The 19,217-nt window shown below is 63.8% G+C and carries 23 protein-coding genes and 1 tRNA gene; 10 read left to right on the top strand and 14 right to left on the bottom strand.

The genetic code is table 11. The annotated features are described in order from the left end of the window. The first annotated feature begins 87 nt into the window (after positions 1-87). On the top strand, positions 88-417 hold the full coding sequence (gene fdxA, locus QQK43_RS03885) for a ferredoxin FdxA (RefSeq protein WP_234265873.1): 330 nt from the start codon (positions 88-90) through the stop codon (positions 415-417). A 16-nt stretch (positions 418-433) separates the two neighbouring features. Next, on the top strand, positions 434-1,501 hold the full coding sequence (locus QQK43_RS03880; protein ID WP_284306759.1) for an NAD(P)/FAD-dependent oxidoreductase: 1,068 nt from the start codon (positions 434-436) through the stop codon (positions 1,499-1,501). Positions 1,502-1,517: 16 nt separating this feature from the next. Here the strand turns inward: QQK43_RS03880 and QQK43_RS03875 are convergent, their stop codons facing one another. The 6 genes from QQK43_RS03875 to QQK43_RS03850 form a co-directional block, all read right to left on the bottom strand. Further along, positions 1,518-1,913, bottom strand: coding sequence for a PaaI family thioesterase (locus tag QQK43_RS03875; RefSeq protein ID WP_284306758.1), 396 nt, complete (start codon positions 1,911-1,913; stop codon positions 1,518-1,520). Positions 1,914-2,149: 236 nt separating this feature from the next. Beyond that, positions 2,150-2,225, bottom strand: a tRNA-Asn gene (locus QQK43_RS03870). A gap of 11 nt (positions 2,226-2,236) precedes the next feature. Then, a complete protein-coding gene (locus QQK43_RS03865; protein ID WP_284306757.1) occupies positions 2,237-2,926 on the bottom strand; it encodes a DsbA family protein in 690 nt (229 codons plus the stop codon). After that, positions 2,923-3,339, bottom strand: a complete 417-nt coding sequence (locus tag QQK43_RS03860; RefSeq protein WP_284306756.1) for a disulfide bond formation protein B — start codon at positions 3,337-3,339, stop codon at positions 2,923-2,925. The genes QQK43_RS03865 and QQK43_RS03860 overlap by 4 nt, the downstream gene beginning before the upstream one ends. Beyond that, positions 3,336-3,887, bottom strand: a complete 552-nt coding sequence (lspA, locus tag QQK43_RS03855; protein WP_284306755.1) for a signal peptidase II — start codon at positions 3,885-3,887, stop codon at positions 3,336-3,338. The genes QQK43_RS03860 and lspA overlap by 4 nt, the downstream gene beginning before the upstream one ends. 108 nt (positions 3,888-3,995) lie before the next feature. Continuing rightward, complete coding sequence (locus QQK43_RS03850; RefSeq protein WP_284306754.1) at positions 3,996-4,337, bottom strand: hypothetical protein; 342 nt, start codon at positions 4,335-4,337, stop codon at positions 3,996-3,998. A gap of 109 nt (positions 4,338-4,446) precedes the next feature. Between QQK43_RS03850 and QQK43_RS03845 the strand changes: the two genes are divergently transcribed. From QQK43_RS03845 to QQK43_RS03825, 5 genes are all read left to right on the top strand, one after another. Continuing rightward, the gene (locus QQK43_RS03845) at positions 4,447-4,887 is read left to right on the top strand and encodes a Cd(II)/Pb(II)-responsive transcriptional regulator (protein WP_284306753.1); all 441 of its coding nucleotides are present in this window, start codon (positions 4,447-4,449) and stop codon (positions 4,885-4,887) included. 2 nt (positions 4,888-4,889) lie between these two features. Continuing rightward, on the top strand, positions 4,890-5,264 hold the full coding sequence (locus QQK43_RS03840; RefSeq protein ID WP_284306752.1) for a VanZ family protein: 375 nt from the start codon (positions 4,890-4,892) through the stop codon (positions 5,262-5,264). Beyond that, entirely contained in the window at positions 5,261-6,031 is a 771-nt protein-coding gene (aat, locus tag QQK43_RS03835; RefSeq protein ID WP_284306751.1) for a leucyl/phenylalanyl-tRNA--protein transferase, read from the top strand. The genes QQK43_RS03840 and aat overlap by 4 nt, the downstream gene beginning before the upstream one ends. Next, on the top strand, positions 6,028-6,762 hold the full coding sequence (locus tag QQK43_RS03830) for an arginyltransferase (protein WP_284306750.1): 735 nt from the start codon (positions 6,028-6,030) through the stop codon (positions 6,760-6,762). The genes aat and QQK43_RS03830 overlap by 4 nt, the downstream gene beginning before the upstream one ends. Before the next feature lie 96 nt (positions 6,763-6,858). After that, positions 6,859-7,659: an IclR family transcriptional regulator gene (locus tag QQK43_RS03825; RefSeq protein ID WP_234265884.1), complete on the top strand. Its 801-nt coding sequence runs from the start codon at positions 6,859-6,861 to the stop codon at positions 7,657-7,659. 98 nt (positions 7,660-7,757) lie between these two features. Here the strand turns inward: QQK43_RS03825 and QQK43_RS03820 are convergent, their stop codons facing one another. The 7 genes from QQK43_RS03820 to QQK43_RS03790 all read right to left on the bottom strand — a co-directional run bounded on the left by QQK43_RS03820 (position 7,758) and on the right by QQK43_RS03790 (position 17,035). After that, entirely contained in the window at positions 7,758-8,903 is a 1,146-nt protein-coding gene (locus QQK43_RS03820; protein WP_234265885.1) for a serine hydrolase, read from the bottom strand. Between the two features lie 176 nt (positions 8,904-9,079). Further along, positions 9,080-10,621, bottom strand: coding sequence for a 2-isopropylmalate synthase (locus tag QQK43_RS03815; RefSeq protein WP_234265886.1), 1,542 nt, complete (start codon positions 10,619-10,621; stop codon positions 9,080-9,082). Between the two features lie 20 nt (positions 10,622-10,641). Further along, positions 10,642-12,351, bottom strand: coding sequence for a 2-isopropylmalate synthase (leuA, locus tag QQK43_RS03810; protein WP_284306749.1), 1,710 nt, complete (start codon positions 12,349-12,351; stop codon positions 10,642-10,644). Positions 12,352-12,556: 205 nt separating this feature from the next. Then, positions 12,557-13,369: a CDP-diacylglycerol--serine O-phosphatidyltransferase gene (pssA, locus tag QQK43_RS03805; RefSeq protein ID WP_284306748.1), complete on the bottom strand. Its 813-nt coding sequence runs from the start codon at positions 13,367-13,369 to the stop codon at positions 12,557-12,559. A gap of 124 nt (positions 13,370-13,493) precedes the next feature. Next, complete coding sequence (gene ilvC, locus QQK43_RS03800; protein ID WP_234265889.1) at positions 13,494-14,510, bottom strand: ketol-acid reductoisomerase; 1,017 nt, start codon at positions 14,508-14,510, stop codon at positions 13,494-13,496. A 144-nt stretch (positions 14,511-14,654) separates the two neighbouring features. Beyond that, positions 14,655-15,146 (bottom strand): acetolactate synthase small subunit, encoded by a 492-nt coding sequence (gene ilvN / locus QQK43_RS03795; RefSeq protein ID WP_234265890.1) that lies wholly within the window; start codon positions 15,144-15,146, stop codon positions 14,655-14,657. 116 nt (positions 15,147-15,262) lie between these two features. Then, entirely contained in the window at positions 15,263-17,035 is a 1,773-nt protein-coding gene (locus QQK43_RS03790) for an acetolactate synthase 3 catalytic subunit (protein WP_234265891.1), read from the bottom strand. Between the two features lie 255 nt (positions 17,036-17,290). Here QQK43_RS03790 and QQK43_RS03785 point away from each other — a divergent pair, with 255 nt between their 5' ends. From QQK43_RS03785 to QQK43_RS03775, 3 genes are read left to right on the top strand one after another with little or no spacing between them, the layout of a single operon-like run. Further along, positions 17,291-17,836 (top strand): RDD family protein, encoded by a 546-nt coding sequence (locus QQK43_RS03785; RefSeq protein WP_234265892.1) that lies wholly within the window; start codon positions 17,291-17,293, stop codon positions 17,834-17,836. Between the two features lie 28 nt (positions 17,837-17,864). After that, positions 17,865-18,251, top strand: a complete 387-nt coding sequence (locus tag QQK43_RS03780; protein WP_234265893.1) for a diacylglycerol kinase — start codon at positions 17,865-17,867, stop codon at positions 18,249-18,251. A 20-nt stretch (positions 18,252-18,271) separates the two neighbouring features. After that, positions 18,272-18,865 carry an LOG family protein gene (locus QQK43_RS03775; RefSeq protein WP_234265894.1) on the top strand — a complete coding sequence of 198 codons (594 nt, stop codon included), beginning with the start codon at positions 18,272-18,274 and terminating at the stop codon, positions 18,863-18,865. A gap of 6 nt (positions 18,866-18,871) precedes the next feature. On the opposite strand, the gene QQK43_RS03770 is transcribed toward QQK43_RS03775, so the two are convergent. Further along, positions 18,872-19,210 (bottom strand): P-II family nitrogen regulator, encoded by a 339-nt coding sequence (locus QQK43_RS03770; RefSeq protein ID WP_234265895.1) that lies wholly within the window; start codon positions 19,208-19,210, stop codon positions 18,872-18,874. Positions 19,211-19,217 lie beyond the last annotated feature (7 nt).

Genomic DNA, 19,217 nt, shown 5'->3' with positions numbered 1-19,217 from the left:
GGATCAAGACAAGGCCTTTGCAGAAGGCCTACCCTCGCTCCGGCCTAAAATCCACGGTTTCCCCGAAATCAGCACGTCCCCAGCACCATGACCCACGTTGTCACCGAAGCCTGCATCCGCTGCAAATACACCGACTGTGTCGATGTCTGCCCGGTGGATTGCTTCCGCGAAGGCCCGAACTTCCTGACGATCGACCCCGACGAATGCATCGACTGCGCCGTCTGCATCCCGGAATGCCCGGTCAGCGCCATCTACGCCGAGGAAGATCTGCCCAAGGATCAGGTGCACATGACCGAGCTCAACGCCGAGCTGGCCAAACTGCCCAACTGGAAGAGCATCACCAAGCGCAAAGACCCGCTGCCCGACCACGAGGCGTGGAAGGACCGCACCGGCAAGCTCTCCGAGCTGATCCGCTGAGCGCACTGCCGCGCCGATGAACGCCGCGGGCGCCGCCGCAACCGACCCGATCGAGACCGATGCCGTCATCATCGGCGCCGGCCCGGTGGGCCTGTTCCAGGCTTTCCAGCTCGGCCTGCTCGAAATCGCCTGCCACATCGTCGACGCCCTGCCCCAGCCCGGCGGCCAGCCCGTCGCGCTGTACCCGGACAAACCCATCTACGACATCCCGGCCGTGCCGGTATGTACCGGTGGGTCACTGACCGAGGGGCTGCTGCTGCAGCTCAAGCCTTTCACCCCCCGCTTTCATCTGGGCCAGACGGTCCGCCAGGTCGAACCGCAGGCCGATGGTCGCTGGCTCGTCGCCACGAACAGAGGCACCCGCTTCCTGACCCCCACGGTGTTCATCGCTGCGGGGGTGGGCGCGTTCGAGCCGCGACCGCTCAAAGTTGACGGCATGGACCGCTTTGAGGGCACGCAACTGCTCTACCACCCGGCCACGCTGCCGGTGGTGACCGGTCAGCACGTGCTGGTCGCCGGGGACAGCGACGAGGCCCTGGCGGCCGCCTTGACACTGAGCACCGGCGGCCAGGCCGCCAGCGTGTCGCTCATGCACCGGCGCGACGTCTTCCAGGCCGAACCCGAGCGCGTGCAGGCCATGCGCGACGCCTGTCAGGCGGGCCGTCTGCACCTGGTCATCGGCCAGCCGGCAGGCATCGGCACCGAAGGCGACCGGCTCACGACCCTGCAGGTGCTGGAGCCCAACGGCTCGCAGACCCCACTGCCGGTCGACCGCATCCTCGCCTTCCTGGGTCTGTCGCCGCGACTGGGGCCGATCGCCGAGTGGGGCCTGGCACTGGAGCGCAAACAGGTCGTCGTGGACACGGCCACCTTGGCGACCAGCGCGCCCGGCATTTTTGCCGTGGGCGATGTCGTCACCTACCCGGGCAAGAAAAAGCTCATCGTCTCCGGCTTCCACGAATGCGTCATGGCCGCATACGGAGCCGTGCCCCTGGTGTTCCCGGGCAAGCCGGTGCATCTTGAATACACCACCTCCAGCTCCCGCCTGCACCAGTTGCTGGGCGTCGCCGCGCGCGGGGCCTGAATCCGGCCGACCAGCCTCAGTCGCCAGTCGATGGCGTTGCTGACACCTGCTGATAGCGCGACGCCGTGGCGAGCACAGCTGCAGTCATCCGGGAAACACAGACCAGGCGCCCTGCTTCGTCATGGATGTGCACTTCCCAGATTTGGCTGGTGCGACCGATGTGCAAGGGTCTCGCGGTGCCGTAGACCCAGCCGCGCTGAGCCGCACGCACGTGGTTGGCATTGATCTCCTGCCCCACACAATGAAAGCGCTGCGGGTCCACGGTACAGGCTGCTCCCCAGGACGCCAAGGTTTCAGCCAGCACCACAGACATGCCACCATGCAACACCCCGGCCGGCTGCCGGGTACGCCCATCCACCGGCAGGCGCCCTTTGAGGTAGTCGGGACCAACCTCCACCACTTCGACACCCACATGCTCATTCGCGGTGCCCCGGCCCCGCGCATTGAGCGCGACCGGATCGGGTGGGGTGAACCAGATGGAAGCCGGTGCTGGTGCCGGCGTGGAAGAAGGGGCTGAAGTCGATGTCATATCGGGACAAGATAACAACAGAGCGGGCGCCCCTCCAGCCATACCGCGACACCAGCAAGAAAAAAGCCCTCGGCTTTCTCAAACCAAGGGCTTTTCAATTTTGCTTGTCAGCAATGTTCTGGCTCCCCGACCTGGACTCGAACCAGGGACCTGCGGATTAACAGTCCGTCGCTCTACCGACTGAGCTATCAGGGAACAGATCACGATTATAGCGACATTTTTTTGCCTTTTTCAAGCCCAGTCCGATTCTTTGCAACTTCTTCCGCCACGAGCGCCGTCAAGGGGTCTGCACCGAAGGTCGACAACGGACGTCCGTTCACAAAAAAGGTGGGCGTCTTGTTGACACCCAGAGTGGTGAGGTCGGCGATGTCCTGCTGCAGGATGGCAGTCACCGCCTCACTGCCTGCATCGGCCCGCACCCGCGCCATGTCCAGCAGACCGGTCTGGGCAGCGGCTTCAAACGCCAGCTCCACATTGGGCTGCCCATGATCGGCCCACAGGGGCTGCGCGGCCAGCACCGCCTCCAAGACCGGCCAGTACCGGCCCTGTCGTTTCGCGGCTTCGAGCAGGCGCACCACCTGATCCGAACCCTGATGCAAAGGGGCGTAGCGAATCACCAGGCGCACGTCATCGGGATAGCGTTGCAGGAGCTCTTTGACCAGTGGATAAAACGCGCGGCAGGTTTCGCAGGCCGGGTCGAAAAATTCCACGATGGTCACCGGTGCGTTCTGCGGCCCGAGCACAGGTGCATGCATGCGCACCAGCCGCTCCGTCTCCTGAGCCACCTTGTCGGCCTGGGCCTGTTGTGTCTGGCGCTGATAGACCTGGGTGCCAAGCGCGAAGGCCAGCAGCACCAGAGCCACCAGGCCCAGCACAATGAGTTTGCGAGTGTTCATGGTGAGGTCTTTTTCAAATAGAGGGCCAGCGAGCCCAGAATGACGAGGAAAGCGGCCAGAGACAGCCAGGGGATGGGAACCCCTCCGAGAATCAGAAGGCGCTGGTCGGCACAGGAGGCACCGGCACCGCACGGTACCCAGGCTTTGGGCACGATGCCGGCGAGCAGCAGGGTGTGATAGATCGCCGCGAGCGTGCCCCCTGCTGCAAGCGGCAGGGCATAGACGGCACCGCGGCGATCACCGGCGTAACAGGCCATGGGCAATACGATGGCCAGGGGAAACATGAAGATGCGCTGGTACCAGCACAACGAACACGGGGTCATGCCCATGACCTCCCCCAGAAACAAGGCGCCCGCCGTGGCGCATACCGCCATCGCGCACGCTGCCAGCAACCACAGCCAGGGTGCCTTCATGAGCGGTCTCCGGAAACGGGTGACACGGGTGCGTGGTCACGCAACCGTGTCGCCGGGCGCCATGCCAAGATCACCCAGACCATGGCCGCGCAGACGATGAACACATCGGCCAGGTTGAATCCCGGCCAATGCCAGCCTTGGACATGAAAGTCGAGGAAGTCGACCACTGCGCCGGTCTGCACCCGGTCCACCAGGTTGCCAAGGCCACCAGCAACGACCAGCGCCCCGAGCTTGCGCTCCATCGGTGAAGTGGATGCCGCCAGACTCACCAGGGTGACCGGCACGATCACTGCCACGCTCACCACGATCAGGAACAGCCGCTGCCAGCCGCCCGCATCGGCGAGAAACGAAAACGCAGCCCCCTCATTCAAGGTGTGCACGAGATTGAAAAAGGGCGTGACTTCGACCACACCGTAAAGCGGGATCCAGTCTGCAAAAAACGCCTTGCTGATCTGGTCCAGTCCCGCCAGCGCGGCGACCACCAGACACCAACGGGCGCGCGATGGCCGCCGCCACCAAGCCAAAAGAGCCATTGAAAACCCTGCCATCCATCGGTTCGTTTCAGCAACCCAGGAAGGGTTGCACCGTGTGCGGGCACCCGCGTGCACACCGCACCGCTTTTGCAGCGACACCACGCCGCAGCCGTGGCTCTCTGCTCAGATGGTCAGCAACCAGTCGGGCCTCTCGGGCCGCCTGGCGGGTGCGCCAGACAAGCAGATGCCCTCGAACATGGGCACCCGATGGCGAGCGTCGGGGACGCCGAGTCTGAACGGCTCGGCCCACAGGCTTTGGCAGCAATGCGCGTGACAGCCTGTTTCGCAAGCCTGCGCGGCCATATCGGACGGGAGGCTGGCAACCAGGTGCACGACCGCGTCGGCATCGAGCACTGTCGAATGCTCAAGCGTGGTCGACTGGGGCTCCAGCGCGCCAAGCCCGGCGCCCAGCACCCAGGCCAGCCAGCAGCCAGCCAGCAGCCAGCGAGCAGGAGCGCGCAGCAACGGGCAAGGAAGGGCAAGGGTCGCAACAGCAGCACCGCAAAAATGGTCGGGAAGACGCCCATTGGAAACCTTGGAGCGGCTACAGTGTCAAACCTGTCGAGGTACTGACATGCAGATCAAACAACTGGCCGCCGCCACGGGCGTGGACGTGGAGACCATCCGCTACTACGAAAAGCAGGGCTTGCTGCCGGCACCCGCGCGGCGCGACAACGGCTACCGCGAATACGAAGCGCACCACCTGGAGCGGCTGTCGTTCGTGCGCCATTGCCGGGCTCTCGACATGCCGTTGGCCGAGATTGCCCGCCTGCTGGGCTTTGTGGACGACCCCGGTGGCCACTGCGACGGGGTCGACGACCTCATCGGGGAACAACTGGCCCGCGTGCGCGCCCGGCTCCAGAGCATGCACGCCCTGGAAAAGCAGTTGCTGAGGCTGCAGTCCCGCTGCGATGGCCGCCATCCCGATGGCAATTGCGGCATTCTGGACGAACTGGTGGCTGCCGCGCACGGCGAAGCCTGTGCCTGCCATGGCTCAGCCCCACTCTCAACCTGAGCATGCGCCCTACTGCCTCCTGGTTTCATCCCCGTACGCCCCTGTGGCAACTGGCCTTCTGGCTGGCGACGGGCACCGTGTTCGCGTTGTCCGTCACCCCGGTCGACCAGTTGCCGCCGCAATGGTTCGACTGGTGGGACAAAGCCCAACACGCGCTGGGCTTTGCCATCCTCAGCGTTCTGGGCCTGCTGGCCTACCCTTCCCGAGCCTCCCGCCTGACGGTGGGACTGCTGGCGTTCGGTGTGCTGATCGAATGCGCTCAGGCGGCCACGGGCTGGCGCCATGGCGACGTTCTGGACTGGATCGCCGACGCCGTCGGGGTTGTCGCGGTGATGGGTGCCTACCGATACGGGCCACGCCCTGCCTTGCCTGCATGACCCGGCTGCAGGACATTCATCCACTGCCCTGGCTGGAACCGGGCGAGGCATTTCCACCGGTGGAAGAAGCCTGGGGGCCTACGGAGCCAGCCCCCGGCCTGTTGGCCGCCGGTGGTGTGCTGGACGTACCGACCCTGGTGGGCGCGTATTCGCGGGGCATCTTCCCCTGGTACAGCGCCGGTCAGCCCATCCTCTGGTGGAGTACCGACCCGCGCATGGTGCTGGATCCGGCGCGGTTTCGTCTGCACCGCTCCCTGCGCAAAACGCTCAGCAGCCTGTTGCGTGACGCGCGACTGGAAATCCGCTTCGATCACGATTTCGAACGGGTCATCCGCAATTGCGCACACACGCCCCGCCGTGGGCAGGACGGCACCTGGATTCTTCCGGCCATGGTCCAGGCATACAGCGAGCTGCACCAGGCAGGCTCGGCCCACAGCGTGGAAGCCTGGATCGACGGAGATCTGGCTGGCGGGCTCTATTGCATCAACCTGGGCGCCATGGTGTACGGCGAATCCATGTTCAGCCGGCGCAACGACGCGTCAAAGCTTGCCCTCGCCGCCCTGGTGGCTTTCGCACGCCACCACCACCTGCCCCTCATCGACTGCCAGCAGGAAACCCCGCATCTCGCCTCCATGGGGGCGGCCACCATGCCGCGCGCCGAATTCTGCCGCCACCTGCGTCAGGCACTGCAACATCCGTCCCCCGCCTGGCGGTTCGACCCCGTATACTGGAATCACCTTTTTACCGACACCGACCCGCAGGCGTGACGCACCCCAAGGAACTTCCGCTCCAGGCGCTGCAGTTCTATGCGACTGCGCCCTACCCCTGCAGTTACCTGCCCGGCCACCAGGCCCGCTCGCAGGTGGCGACCCCCAGTCACCTCATTCACAACGACGCCTACTCGGACCTGGTGAGCCATGGCTTCCGCCGCAGCGGCATGTTCACCTACCGGCCCTATTGCGACGGCTGCCATGCCTGTGTGCCGCTGCGCATCCCTGTGGCCCGTTTTGAACCCAACCGGACCCAGCGGCGTTGCCTGCGACAGCATGCCGCCTTGCAGACCCGGGTGCTCAAGTTGTGTTTCGTCCCCGAACACTACCAGCTCTACCTGCGCTACCAGAACAGCCGCCATGCCGGCGGTGGCATGGACCACGACAGCATCGATCAGTACACCCAGTTCCTGCTGCAAAGCCGGGTGAATTCGCGGCTGGTGGAGTTCTACAAGCCGGGCCCCGCCGGCGAGCCTCCCCGGCTCAAGATGGTGTCCATCGTCGATGTGCTCAACCAGGGCATTTCGGCCGTCTACACCTTCTACGAGCCCGATGACAAAGCCAGCTACGGCACCTACAGCGTGCTCTGGCAGATCGAACAGGCCCGCTCGCTCAAACTGCCCCACGTCTACCTGGGCTACTGGATCGGACAAAGCGACAAGATGCGCTACAAGGAGCGCTTTCAACCCCATGAGCTGCTGATCGACGGCCACTGGGTTCAAGGGTGAAACACATACACCGTTTCCGCCAGCCACGCCCTCGCGACAGGAAACGGCATTTCATTAGGTAAAATAGAGTAAACGCCTGTTCAGGCCTGCTCTGTCATGACCAAACGATCCGATACCCTGCCTTCCACGCCCACCGTCCAGGTCATCGAACGCATGTTCCACCTGCTGGAAGTGCTGGCCTCGCGCGAAGAGCCTGTGTCGCTCAAGGAAATCAGCGAAAAGACGGGTCTGCACCCCTCCACTGCCCATCGCATCCTCAACGATCTCACCATTGGCCGTTTCGTCGACAGGCCTGAAGCAGGCAGCTACCGCCTGGGAATGCGTCTGCTCGAATTGGGCAACCTCGTGAAGGCCCGGCTGAATGTCCGCGACGCGGCGCTGCTCCCGATGCGCGAACTGCACCGTCAGATCCAGCAGCCGGTGAACCTCAGTGTGCGCCAGGGCGACGAAATCGTTTATGTGGAGCGGGCCTACAGCGAACGTTCAGGCATGCAGGTGGTGCGCGCCATCGGCGGCCGTGCGCCCCTGCACCTGACCTCCACCGGCAAGCTGTTCCTGGCGGCCGAAGAGTCCACGCGCGTTCGGGCCTATGCCACGCGCACCGGCCTCGCGGGCAACACCCGCAACAGCATCACCCAGTTGCCGCTGCTGGAACGCGAGTTGCAACAGTGCCGGCAGGCGGGTCTGGCCCGCGACAACGAGGAGCTGGAGCTGGGCGTGCGCTGCATGGCGGCAGGCATCTACGACGATCAGAACAAGCTGGTCGCCGGACTGTCGATCTCGGCACCGGCCGACCGCATCGATGAAGGCTGGGTGCCCAAATTGCGAGCCACCGCCCATGAAATTTCTGCCGCGCTGGGCTGCCCGGTGGACCTGCCTCAGCACAGCCTGCGGTGATCGCCCACGGTCTTGCCCCATGAGCCGACCATAAAAAATAGCCTCCTGCGGAGGCTATTTTTTATGGTCGGCGGCGGGTCATGCCGTATCACACCACCTCACCCCTGCGGCCGGACAGCATGCAGTTGCAGGTTGCCCTGAGCCTCCACCCAGCGGCGCACGCGCTCGGCGTCCTGCACCCTGGCCAGCGTGCCCGCAGCATCGAGAAACACCATGATGAGCTGACGCCCGGCAATCTTGGCCTGCATGACCAGGCAGCGTCCTGCCTCGGAGATGTAGCCCGTCTTCTGCAAGCCGATATCCCATTCAGGGCTGCGGATCAGGCGGTTGGAATTGTTGTACTGCAGCGTGCGACTGCCCAGATCGACCAGATGGCTTGGCGACGTGGACAAATCGCGCAGCAGGGGCCGTTGATAGGCCACGGACACGAGAATCGCCAGATCGCGGGCACTGGACTGGTTCTGGCTGAGCAGCCCGGTGGGTTCGACGTAACGGGTGTCGAACATACCCAATTCCCGTGCCTTGGCATTCATCTGCCGCACAAACTGCTGCAGCCCGCCCGGATAGGTCCGCCCCAGAGCATGCGCTGCCCGGTTTTCGCTGGACATCAGGGCCAGGTGCAGCAACTCGCCGCGCGTGAGCGTGGAACCCACCGTCAGCCGCGAACTGCTGCCCTTGTAGACATCCACATCTTCCGACGTGATCGTGACCTGCTCATCCATCGGCAGGTTGGCCTCGGCAATCACCAGGCCTGTCATCAGCTTGGTCAGCGACGCAATCGGCAACACCGCCGCATCGTTCTTGCTGAACAGCACTTCGTTGGTGTCCTGATCGATCACCAGGGCCACGCTGGAATTGAGGTCCAGCGGATCGTCACTGCCCCGCAGGCCCAAACGCTGCCCCACCGACGACCGGGGTTCGGCCGCGACGCGTACCATGCTCGAAGCTGCCACTGCCGTCGTCACGGCCTGCTTGCGGCCATTTTTGGCCAGCGTGACTTTTTTGCGCGAAGACCTGGATGCGACACGGTCGTCACGTGATCGCTTTTTCGCGACCGCAGTCTTGCCTTTGGACGACTTGGCTACAGCGGTGCTTTTCCGGGTGTCTTTCTTCTTGGCAGTGGCGACCGGCTTCTTCGCTTTGGTTGCCGCCTCACCCACCACCGGCGCTGAAAGCGCCAACGCGAGCATCAGGCCCGCGCCGATTCCCAAGACCCGACGAATCCGTGCGATGCGAAAAAACATACCCCACTCCAACCAACCAAAAATGCGCTGAAGTGGAGTATAGACACACCGGAAAAAATCAGCAATATCAAAAACTTGTATGGATTTCTTCATTAGCCACCGGAACAAGTGCTACTTTTGGTTTCGAAGCGCGTCCTGGCGATGGAAATCGTTGCAAGTTCTTGATTTAAAAGGCCCTACCCTTGCGCGGCGACGCGCTCGGCTTTGCTCTGCAGCTTGTTGAGCGCGCTCAGGTAAGCCTTGGCGGACGCCACCACGATGTCCGGGTCGGCCCCCACGCCGTTGACCACCCGACCGCTGTGCTGCAGGCGCACGGTCACCTCGCCCTGGCTTTCGGTCGAGCCACTGGTGATGGCATTGACCGAATACAGCACCAACTCGGCCCCACTCTGGACATGGCTTTCGATCGCCTTGAGCGATGCATCGACGGGTCCGTTGCCATCCGCTTCGCCACGCAGTTCCTGCCCCCCATCGGTGAAGACCACGACCGCATGCGGTCGCTCGCCGGTTTCGCTGTGTTGGGCCAGCGAAACCAGGCCGTACTGCTCCCGCTCAGCGGTGACGCTCTCGTCGCTGCACAAAGCCAGGATGTCCTCGTCGAAGATCTCGGCCTTGCGGTCGGCCAGCTCCTTGAACTTGGCGAACGCGGTGTTGATCTCGCTTTCCGACTCCATCTCGATGCCCAGATCCTGCAGGCGCTGCTTGAAGGCATTGCGGCCGCTGAGCTTGCCCAGCACGATTTTGTTGGCACTCCAGCCCACGTCCTCGGCGCGCATGATCTCGTAGGTGTCACGTGCCTTGAGCACGCCATCCTGGTGGATGCCCGAAGCGTGCGCGAAGGCGTTCGCGCCGACCACAGCCTTGTTCGGCTGCACCACGAAGCCCGTTGTCTGGCTGACCATGCGGCTGGCGGGCACGATCTGCGACGTGTCAATGCCCACGTCGAGGTTGAAGTAGTCTCGGCGGGTCTTGATGGCCATCACCACCTCTTCCAGCGAGCAGTTGCCGGCGCGTTCGCCCAGGCCGTTGATGGTGCATTCCACCTGGCGTGCGCCGCCAATCTTCACGCCGGCCAGCGAATTGGCCACCGCCATGCCCAGGTCGTTGTGGCAATGCACCGACCAGATGGCCTTGTCGGAATTGGGGATGCGCTCGCGCAGCGTCTGGATGAAGTTGCCGTACAACTCGGGAATCGCATAACCCACGGTGTCCGGAATGTTCAGTGTGGTCGCGCCTTCGTTGATCACGGCTTCGAGCACGCGGCAGAGGAAGTCCACATCGCTGCGGTAGCCGTCTTCCGGACTGAACTCGATGTCGTCCACGAGGTTGCGGGCAAAACGCACCGACTGCTTGGCCTGCTCGAACACCTGGTCGGGCGTCATGCGCAGCTTCTTCTCCATGTGCAACGGGCTGGTCGCAATGAAGGTGTGGATGCGCGCACGCTGGGCGCCCTTGAGCGCCTCGGCAGCCCGCGCGATGTCGCGGTCATTGGCCCGCGCCAGCGAGCACACGGTCGAATCCTTGATGGTGTTGGCAATCGCCTGCACGCAGTCGAAGTCACCGTTCGAGCTGGCCGCAAAGCCGGCCTCGATCACATCCACCTTCAGCCGTTCGAGCTGGCGGGCGATGCGCAGCTTCTCGTCCTTGGTCATGGACGCGCCGGGCGACTGCTCGCCATCGCGCAAGGTGGTGTCGAAAATGATCAGCTTGTCGGTCATCGGGTCTCTCCTTATGGGTATCAGGCCGCCACGGCGACCGGCTCGGGTTGGGATTGTGCCTGCTCCGGTGAACGGTCCGCCACACGCGCCAGGCCGGAAACCACCGCAGCCAGCGCGGCGGCCGTGGTGTCGGCATCGACACCCACGCCAAACAACGTGCGGGAGTCGTCCACCCGCATCTCGACATAGGCCACCGAGCGGGCATCGGCACCGGCGCCCATGGCGTGCTGGTGGTAATCGACCACGCGAATGGCATGGCCACAGACCTCGCCCAGGGCGCGGCTGAATGCATCGATCGGCCCGGTCCCTCGCCCTCGAATGGCGTGCGCTTCACCGCGCCAGCGCAGCTCGCCGTGCAGCACCGTCACGGCGTCAATGCCACTGCCCTGCACTTCCTGGACCCGATGCTGGAGGCCGTCTTCCGTGTCAAGGCGGTATTCGTCGCGGAATATTTGCCAGAGATCGGACGCGCTGAGCTCCTTGCCCTGCACATCCATCACCCGCTGCACGATCTGGCTGAACTCGATCTGCAGGCGCCGTGGCAAAGCCAACCCGTATTCGCTTTCGAGCAGGTAGGCCATGCCACCCTTGCCCGACTGGCTGTTCACCCGGATCACAGCTTCGTAGCTGCGACCCAAATCCTTCGGATCGATGGGCAGGTACGGAATCTCCCAGATGTCGCCAGCCTCGTGAGCGGCGAACGCCTTCCGGATGGCATCCTGGTGGGAGCCTGAGAAGGAGGTGTAGACCAGATCACCCACGTAAGGATGGCGCGGGTGCACAGGGAGCTGGTTGCAGTGTTCAACCGTGGCACGGATCTCGTCGATGTTCGAGAAATCCAGTCCGGGCGAAACACCTTGCGTATAGAGATTGAGCGCGACGTTGACGATATCGAGGTTGCCGGTGCGCTCGCCGTTGCCGAACAGGCAACCTTCCACGCGGTGCGCGCCAGCCATGAGCGCCAGTTCGGCTGCGGCCGTGCCGGTGCCACGGTCGTTGTGCGGGTGCACCGAGAGCACCACGCCCGGCCGCTGACCGAAACGGCGGCTCATCCATTCAATCTGGTCTGCGAACACATTGGGGGTGGCGTTCTCCACCGTGGTCGGCAGATTGAGGATGATGGGACGTCCCTCGCCCCAGGCGGCGATCGCGGTTTCGCAAGCCTGGGCCGACACCTCCAACTCCGTCAGGCTGAAAGTCTCGGGCGAGTATTGCAGCGTCCACACGGTCTGAGGCGCGGCGTCGGTCAGGCGCCGCACCTGGGTCACGCTGCGCGCCACCAGTTCCATCACCTGCGGCACCGTCATGCCGAACACCACCTCGCGCCATGCCGGTGCCACCGCGTTGTACACGTGCACGATGGCGCGCGGTGCCCCGCGCAGGGCTTCGATGGTGCGCGCGATCAGTTCCTCGCGCGCCGGTGTCATGACCTGGATGGTCACGTCATCGGGAATGCGCTTCTCGTCGATCAGCTTGCGCAGGAAGTCGTATTCGATCTGCGAAGCGGCCGGAAACCCGACCTCGATCTGTTTGAAGCCGATGGACAGCAGCAGCTCGAACATGCGCAGCTTGCGCGCCGCGTCCATCGGCTCCACCAGCGCCTGGTTGCCGTCACGCAGATCGGTGGACAGCCAGATCGGCGCCTCGGTCAGCACGGCATCCGGCCAGGTGCGGTCCTGGAGACCGATGGGGGCGAAGGGACGGTATTTGGTGGCAGGCTGCTTGAGCATGGTGCGGGTCTTCCAAGGGGGAGGAAAAGCGACCAGCAACCTGCATGCAAAAAAGAAAACGGCCCGTTGCTGGAGGCATACGGGCCGATCTGGTAGAGAAAAACTGACGTGTGCTACCTTGCCTGCCCGTGGGACAACAGTAGTAGAGCTAGCGACAGATTTTGCATAGCGATCAATGTAGCACAGATTGCGCGCGATGGTGCACTCAGTCGTGCAGCCCACGCTCGTCCGGTTCGTCGGTCGAGGTGCTGATGACGCTGGTGGGGCGGCCCTTGGCCTTGCGCCAGCCATAGACGGCGTAACCGGAAAGGCCATAAAAGATGAACAGGCCAAACAGCACGGTGGGAGGATGGATGTTGATCACCGCAATGCCCAGGGCCACCAGCACGATGGCAGCAAACGGCACGCTTTTCTTGATGCTCAGGTCCTTGAAACTGTAGAACGGCACGTTGGTCACCATGGTCAGGCCCGCCAACAGCGTCAGGCAGAACATGATCCAGGTAACTTCGTTGGCCGGCACCTCGGTGTCGGTCATCAGCCAGATGAAACCAGCCACCAGCGCTGCAGCAGCTGGCGATGGCAGTCCCTGAAACCAGCGCTTGTCCACGACACCGGTGTTGACGTTGAAGCGTGCCAGCCGCAAAGCCGCGCAGGCGCAGTAGACAAAGGCTGCGATCCAGCCCCAGCGCCCCAGATCGCGCAGGGTCCACTCGTAGGCGATGAGGGCGGGCGCGGCGCCGAAAGACACCATGTCGGCCAGCGAATCCATCTGTTCGCCAAAGGCGCTCTGCGTGTGCGTCATGCGCGCCACACGGCCGTCCAGGCTGTCGAGCACCATGGCCACAAAGATGCCGGTGGTCGCGAGATCGTAGCGCCCGTTCATGGCCATGACCACCGCATAGAAGCCGCCGAACAGCGCTGCCAGCGTGATCATGTTGGGCAGCATGTAGATGCCCTTTTTGGGTCGACGGGGAGCGTCGGCCACAGAGTCGTGTTGAGGATCGGTTCCGTCGTGCATGAAGTTCTCGCCGCCTGCGTGACAGGCATGGGCCCGCACGCGCAGCTCGCCAGTGTAAGCCACCGGACAGGCCCGAAAATGACCAAGGCCACCGAAGTGGCCTTGGCTCAGGGTATCGCCGGGATCAGTTGCGGGTCTGGTCGACCAGCTTGTTCTTGGCGATCCAGGGCATCATCGCACGCAGCTGGGCACCCACCACTTCAATGCTGTGATCAGCGGTGTTGCGGCGGCGAGCGGTCATGCTCGGGTAGTTCAGGCGACCTTCCTGGATGAACATCTTGGCATAGTCACCGTTCTGGATGCGCTTGAGGGCGTTGCGCATGGCCACGCGAGACTGGTCGTTGATCACTTCGGGGCCGGTCACGTACTCACCGAACTCCGCGTTGTTGGAGATCGAGTAGTTCATGTTGGCAATGCCACCTTCGTAGATCAGGTCCACGATGAGCTTGAGCTCGTGCAGGCACTCGAAGTAGGCCATTTCGGGCGCGTAGCCAGCTTCGGTCAGGGTTTCGTAGCCCATCTTGATCAATTCGACGGCACCGCCACACAGCACGGCCTGCTCGCCGAACAGGTCGGTCTCGGTCTCTTCCTTGAAGTTGGTCTCGATGATGCCGGCCTTGCCACCGCCGTTGGCCATGGCGTAGCTCAGCGCCAGGTCACGGGCCTTGCCGGACTTGTCCTGGTGAACCGCCACCAGGTGGGGCACGCCGCCGCCCTGAGCGTAGGTGGAGCGCACGGTGTGGCCGGGGGCCTTGGGGGCGACCATCCACACGTCCAGGTCGGCGCGGGGCACGACCTGGTTGTAGTGCACGTTGAAGCCGTGGGCAAAGGCCAGCGAGGCGCCCTGTTTGATGTTCGGCTCGACGTTGTTTTTGTACACCTCGGCGATCTGCTCATCGGGCAGCAGGATCATGACGACGTCAGCAGCCTTCACCGCGTCGTTCACTTCGAGCACGTTCAGGCCGGCCTTGCCGACCTTGTCCCAGGAGGCGCCGCCCTTGCGCAGGCCGACCACGACCTTCACGCCGCTGTCGTTCAGGTTCTGGGCGTGGGCGTGGCCTTGTGAGCCGTAGCCGATGATGGCGACCGTCTTGCCCTTGATCAGGCTGAGGTCACAGTCTTTGTCGTAGAAAACTTTCATGAGGTTGCTCCGGTTGAAATCTTGAAAAAAACCAGCAATGGTAACGAGAGTGGCGCCAGCTTCCCAGCGCCACCGGCCGACCGAGCCCCGTTGCAGGCACCGCCTCGCCAGCGAAAGCGATGCAGCTGCGCCCGGAGAACTGGGTCAGACGCGCAACACGCGCTCGCCCCGGCCAATGCCGCAGGCGCCGGTGCGCACGGTTTCGAGAATCGCGCTGCGGTCGATCGCTTCCAGGAACGCGTCGTTCTTTCCCTGATCGCCCGTCAGTTCGATGGTGTAGCTCTTCTCGGTCACGTCGATGATGCGACCGCGGAAGATGTCGGCCATGCGCTTCATCTCCTCGCGCTCCTTGCCGACGGCGCGTACCTTCACCAGCATGAGCTCGCGCTCGGTGTAGGCCCCTTCGGTCAGGTCAACCACCTTGACGACTTCGATCAGGCGGTTCAGGTGCTTGGTGATCTGCTCAATGACGTCGTCCGACCCCGTGGTCTGGATGGTCATGCGCGAAAGCGACGGATCCTCCGTCGGTGCCACGGTCAGCGACTCGATGTTGTAGCCACGGGCCGAGAACAGGCCCACCACGCGGGAGAGAGCGCCTGCCTCGTTTTCGAGCAGGACAGCGATGATGTGTTTCATGTGCGATTCCTCTTTTCTGCGCCCTCCCCCGTGGCCGGTAAGCCGCGGGCTTGGCGACAAATAGATTCGTCTGAAGGGAACCGCCGGCACCGATCACGGTACCGGCGGCGGGGACATTACAGGTCTTCGGCGCCCAGCAGCATCTCGGTGATACCTTTGCCGGCCTGGACCATCGGGAACACGTTCTCGGTGGGGTCGGTGCGGAAGTCCATGAACACGGTGCGGTCCTTGAGTTTGCGGGCCTCGCGCAGCGCACCCTCCACGTCCTGGGGCCGCTCGATCAGCATGCCGACGTGGCCATAGGCCTCGGCCAGCTTCACGAAATTGGGCAGCGCATCCATGTAGCTGTGGCTGTAGCGGCCGGAGTACTCGATCTCCTGCCACTGGCGCACCATGCCCAGGTAGCGGTTGTTCAGCGACAGGATCTTGATCGGCGTGTTGTACTGCAGGCAGGTCGACAGCTCCTGGATGCACATCTGCACCGAGCCTTCACCCGTGACGCAGTAGACCTCGCTCTCGGGCTTGGCCAGCTTGATGCCCATGGCGTAGGGAATACCGACCCCCATGGTGCCCAGACCACCGGAATTGATCCAGCGACGCGGCTGGTTGAAGCGGTAGTACTGCGCGGCCCACATCTGGTGCTGGCCGACGTCGGACGTGATGTAGGCATCAGCGTCCTGGGTCATGTTCCACAGCGTCTCGATGACGAACTGCGGCTTGATGACTTCGGTGTTGCCCCGGTCGTACTTGAGGCAGTCGCGCGAGCGCCAGCCTTCAATGGACTCCCACCAGGCCGACAAGGCCTTCTCGTCGGGCTTGTGGCTGCTCTCGCGCACCATGCTGATCAGTTCCGTCAGCACGTCCTTGACGTCACCCACGATGGGCACGTCCACCTTCACGCGCTTGGAGATGCTCGACGGGTCGATGTCGATGTGGATGATCTTGCGGTCCACCGAAGCGAAGTGCTTGGGGTTGCCGATCACGCGGTCGTCGAATCGGGCACCCACGGCCAGCAACACATCGCAGTTCTGCATCGCGTTGTTGGCTTCCAGCGTGCCGTGCATGCCCAACATGCCCAGGAACTTGCGGTCGGTGGCCGGATAGGCGCCCAGGCCCATCAGCGTGTTGGTGACCGGATAGCCCAGCATGTCCACCAGCGTGCGCAACTCGTTGACCGCGTTGCCCAGCAAAACGCCGCCACCGGTGTAAATGTAGGGACGCTTGGCCGACAGCAACAGTTGCAGCGCCTTGCGGATCTGGCCGCCATGGCCTTTGCGCACCGGGTTGTAGGAGCGCATCTCCACCGACTCGGGATAGCCCGTGTAAGCGGTCTTGTTGAAGGACACGTCCTTCGGAATGTCCACCACCACCGGGCCGGGGCGGCCGCTGCGGGCAATGTGGAAGGCCTTCTTCATCACCTCGGCCATCTGACGCACATCCTTGACCAGGAAGTTGTGCTTGACGATAGGCCGCGTGATGCCGACGGTGTCGCACTCCTGGAAAGCGTCCAGGCCAATGGCCGCCGTGGGCACCTGGCCGGCGATGATCACCATCGGAATGGAGTCCATGTAGGCGGTAGCGATGCCGGTCACGGCATTCGTCAGGCCCGGGCCCGAAGTCACCAGGGCCACACCGACATCGCCCGTGGCGCGGGCATAACCGTCGGCGGCGTGCACGGCCGCCTGTTCATGGCGCACCAGCACATGCTGCATGGTGTCCTGCTTGTACAGGGCGTCGTAAATGTGAAGCACCGCACCGCCCGGATAACCCCAGATGTACTGGACGTTTTCGGCTTGCAGGGTCTTGACGAGGATTTCGGCTCCGCGCAGTTCCTGGGCGGGCGCACCGGCTGCGGCTGCAGAAGCCAGCTCGGCCTTGGAGATTTCCATGATCAACCTTTCGAGAATTTCTCTGACGAAAAACCTTGGGTGCCCCTTCACCCACTCTTGTGAAGCGGTGTCGGGACTTGAGGCCAAAGGACATGAGCGGACACATACCCCGCCGGACCTTGACCCGTTTGCTCTTTTTTATGTGCAACGCGCATTATCTCATCAGTGCCAGCCCATGAAGCATCACCGATCACCAGGCCGTCGCCGGAACGCCACGGCACGGTGCGACAATGCCGGGTTTCGCCACCCCGAACCATGACAGAGCCCGTCTCCTCCACCCAGCCGGACCTCACCGCCCCGCCCCTCATGCGGCGCATGGCATGCTGGATGTACGAAGGCACGCTGATGTTTGGCGTTGTGTTCATCGCGGGTTACCTGTTCTCCGCGCTGACCCAGACTCGCCACGCGCTGGACAATCGGCACATGCAGCAGGCTTTCCTGTTCGTCGTGTTCGGGATCTATTTCGTCTGGTTCTGGTCCCGCGGGCAGACGCTGGCGATGAAAACCTGGCACATCCGGCTCGTCGACCACCGCGGGCGCCCCGTCTCCCAGGCGCGTGCGCTGGTGCGCTACGCGCTGGCATGGCTGTGGTTTCTGCCGCCGCTGGCGGTCGGAGGACTGTGGTCGCTGTCCGGCGGTGAGCTGACGGTCGTCATGCTGGGCTGGATCACCATCTGGGCCCTGCTCTCGCGCTTCCACAGGGAAAGGCAGTTTGTCCACGATGCACTCGCCGGCACCCGCCTGATCCATCACAAGCCCCCTGAACCCGCGGGCGCCCGGCGACGCTGGTGGACGCCCTGATGACCATGGCTCCAGGCCTGAACCACCCGTGAACGACACTCCCGTCAACCCCCAGAAACAGCGCCGCGGCTTCAGCCGCCTGCGCCACGCCTTCGGTTACTCCCTGGCCGGCCTGCAAGCTGGCTGGCAGGAAACCGCTTTCCGCCAGGAGGCGCTCGCCGCCCTGGCCCTGGTGCCTGCGGCCTTCTGGCTTGGCACCACCTGGGTGGAGGTCGCGCTGCTGGCCGGCTCCGTGGTGATGGTGATGGTGGTGGAACTGCTGAACACCGGCGTGGAAAGCGCCATTGACCGCATCGGCCCCGAATGGCACGACCTGTCCAAACGCGCCAAAGACATGGGCAGCGCGGCGGTGCTGCTGAGCCTCCTGGTCTGCGGCGGCATCTGGGCGGCCGCCCTCTGGCACTGTTTTCTCTGATCTGACACTCCCTGCACGCCATGACAGCCACCGCACCCGCTTTTTCCCTCTGCGTCTACTGCGGCTCGCGCCCCGGCGCACAGCCCGCCTATGCCGAAACCGCCCGTGCCGTGGGTCGCTGGATCGGCGAACACGGCGGACAACTGGTCTACGGCGGTGGACGCAACGGCCTCATGGGCGAGGTGGCCCGCGCCACACTGGAAGCCGGCGGCCGGGTGGTGGGCATCATCCCGCAGGCCCTGGTCGACAAGGAAATGGCCAACCACGACTGCACCGAACTGCATGTGGTCGAGACCATGCACGAGCGCAAGCGCCTGATGGCCGAACACGCCAATGCCTTCCTGGCGCTGCCTGGGGGCATCGGCACGTTCGAGGAATTTTTTGAGGTCTGGACCTGGCGCCAACTGGGCTACCACGACAAGCCCATCGGCCTGCTCAACCAGGGCGGCTACTACGACGGCCTGGTGAACTTCATGCAGACCGGCGTCGACCAGCAGTTTATGGGTCCATGGCAGATGGAGCTGGTGCGCATCGACGCAGACTGGCAGCGTCTGCTGCCGGAACTGGTGCAGGCCGGGGGCGTGACGCCCGCCGACCGGCTGGAACAGATCTGAGGCCGCTCAGACCGCGGCTTCGTCCTCTTCACCGGTGCGAATGCGCACCACACGCTCGACCTGGGTGACAAAAATCTTGCCGTCACCGATCTTGCCGGTGCGTGCGGCACGCACGATGGCGTCGACGCAGCGGTCGACATCGGCTTCGTTGACGACCACTTCGACCTTCACCTTGGGCAGGAAGTCGACCACGTATTCGGCGCCGCGGTAGAGCTCGGTATGGCCTTTCTGGCGCCCGAAACCCTTGACTTCCACCACCGTCAGGCCGGTCACACCCTGCTCGGCCAGCGCTTCGCGGACCTCTTCGAGCTTGAACGGTTTGATGACGGCGGTGATCTGCTTCATGCGGGTG

Source organism: Hydrogenophaga electricum, assembly GCF_030160815.1.
GTDB lineage: Bacteria > Pseudomonadota > Gammaproteobacteria > Burkholderiales > Burkholderiaceae_C > Hydrogenophaga > Hydrogenophaga electricum.
The sequence above is the reverse complement of the archived record's forward strand: the minus strand, read 5'-3'. Positions and strand labels throughout refer to the sequence as shown.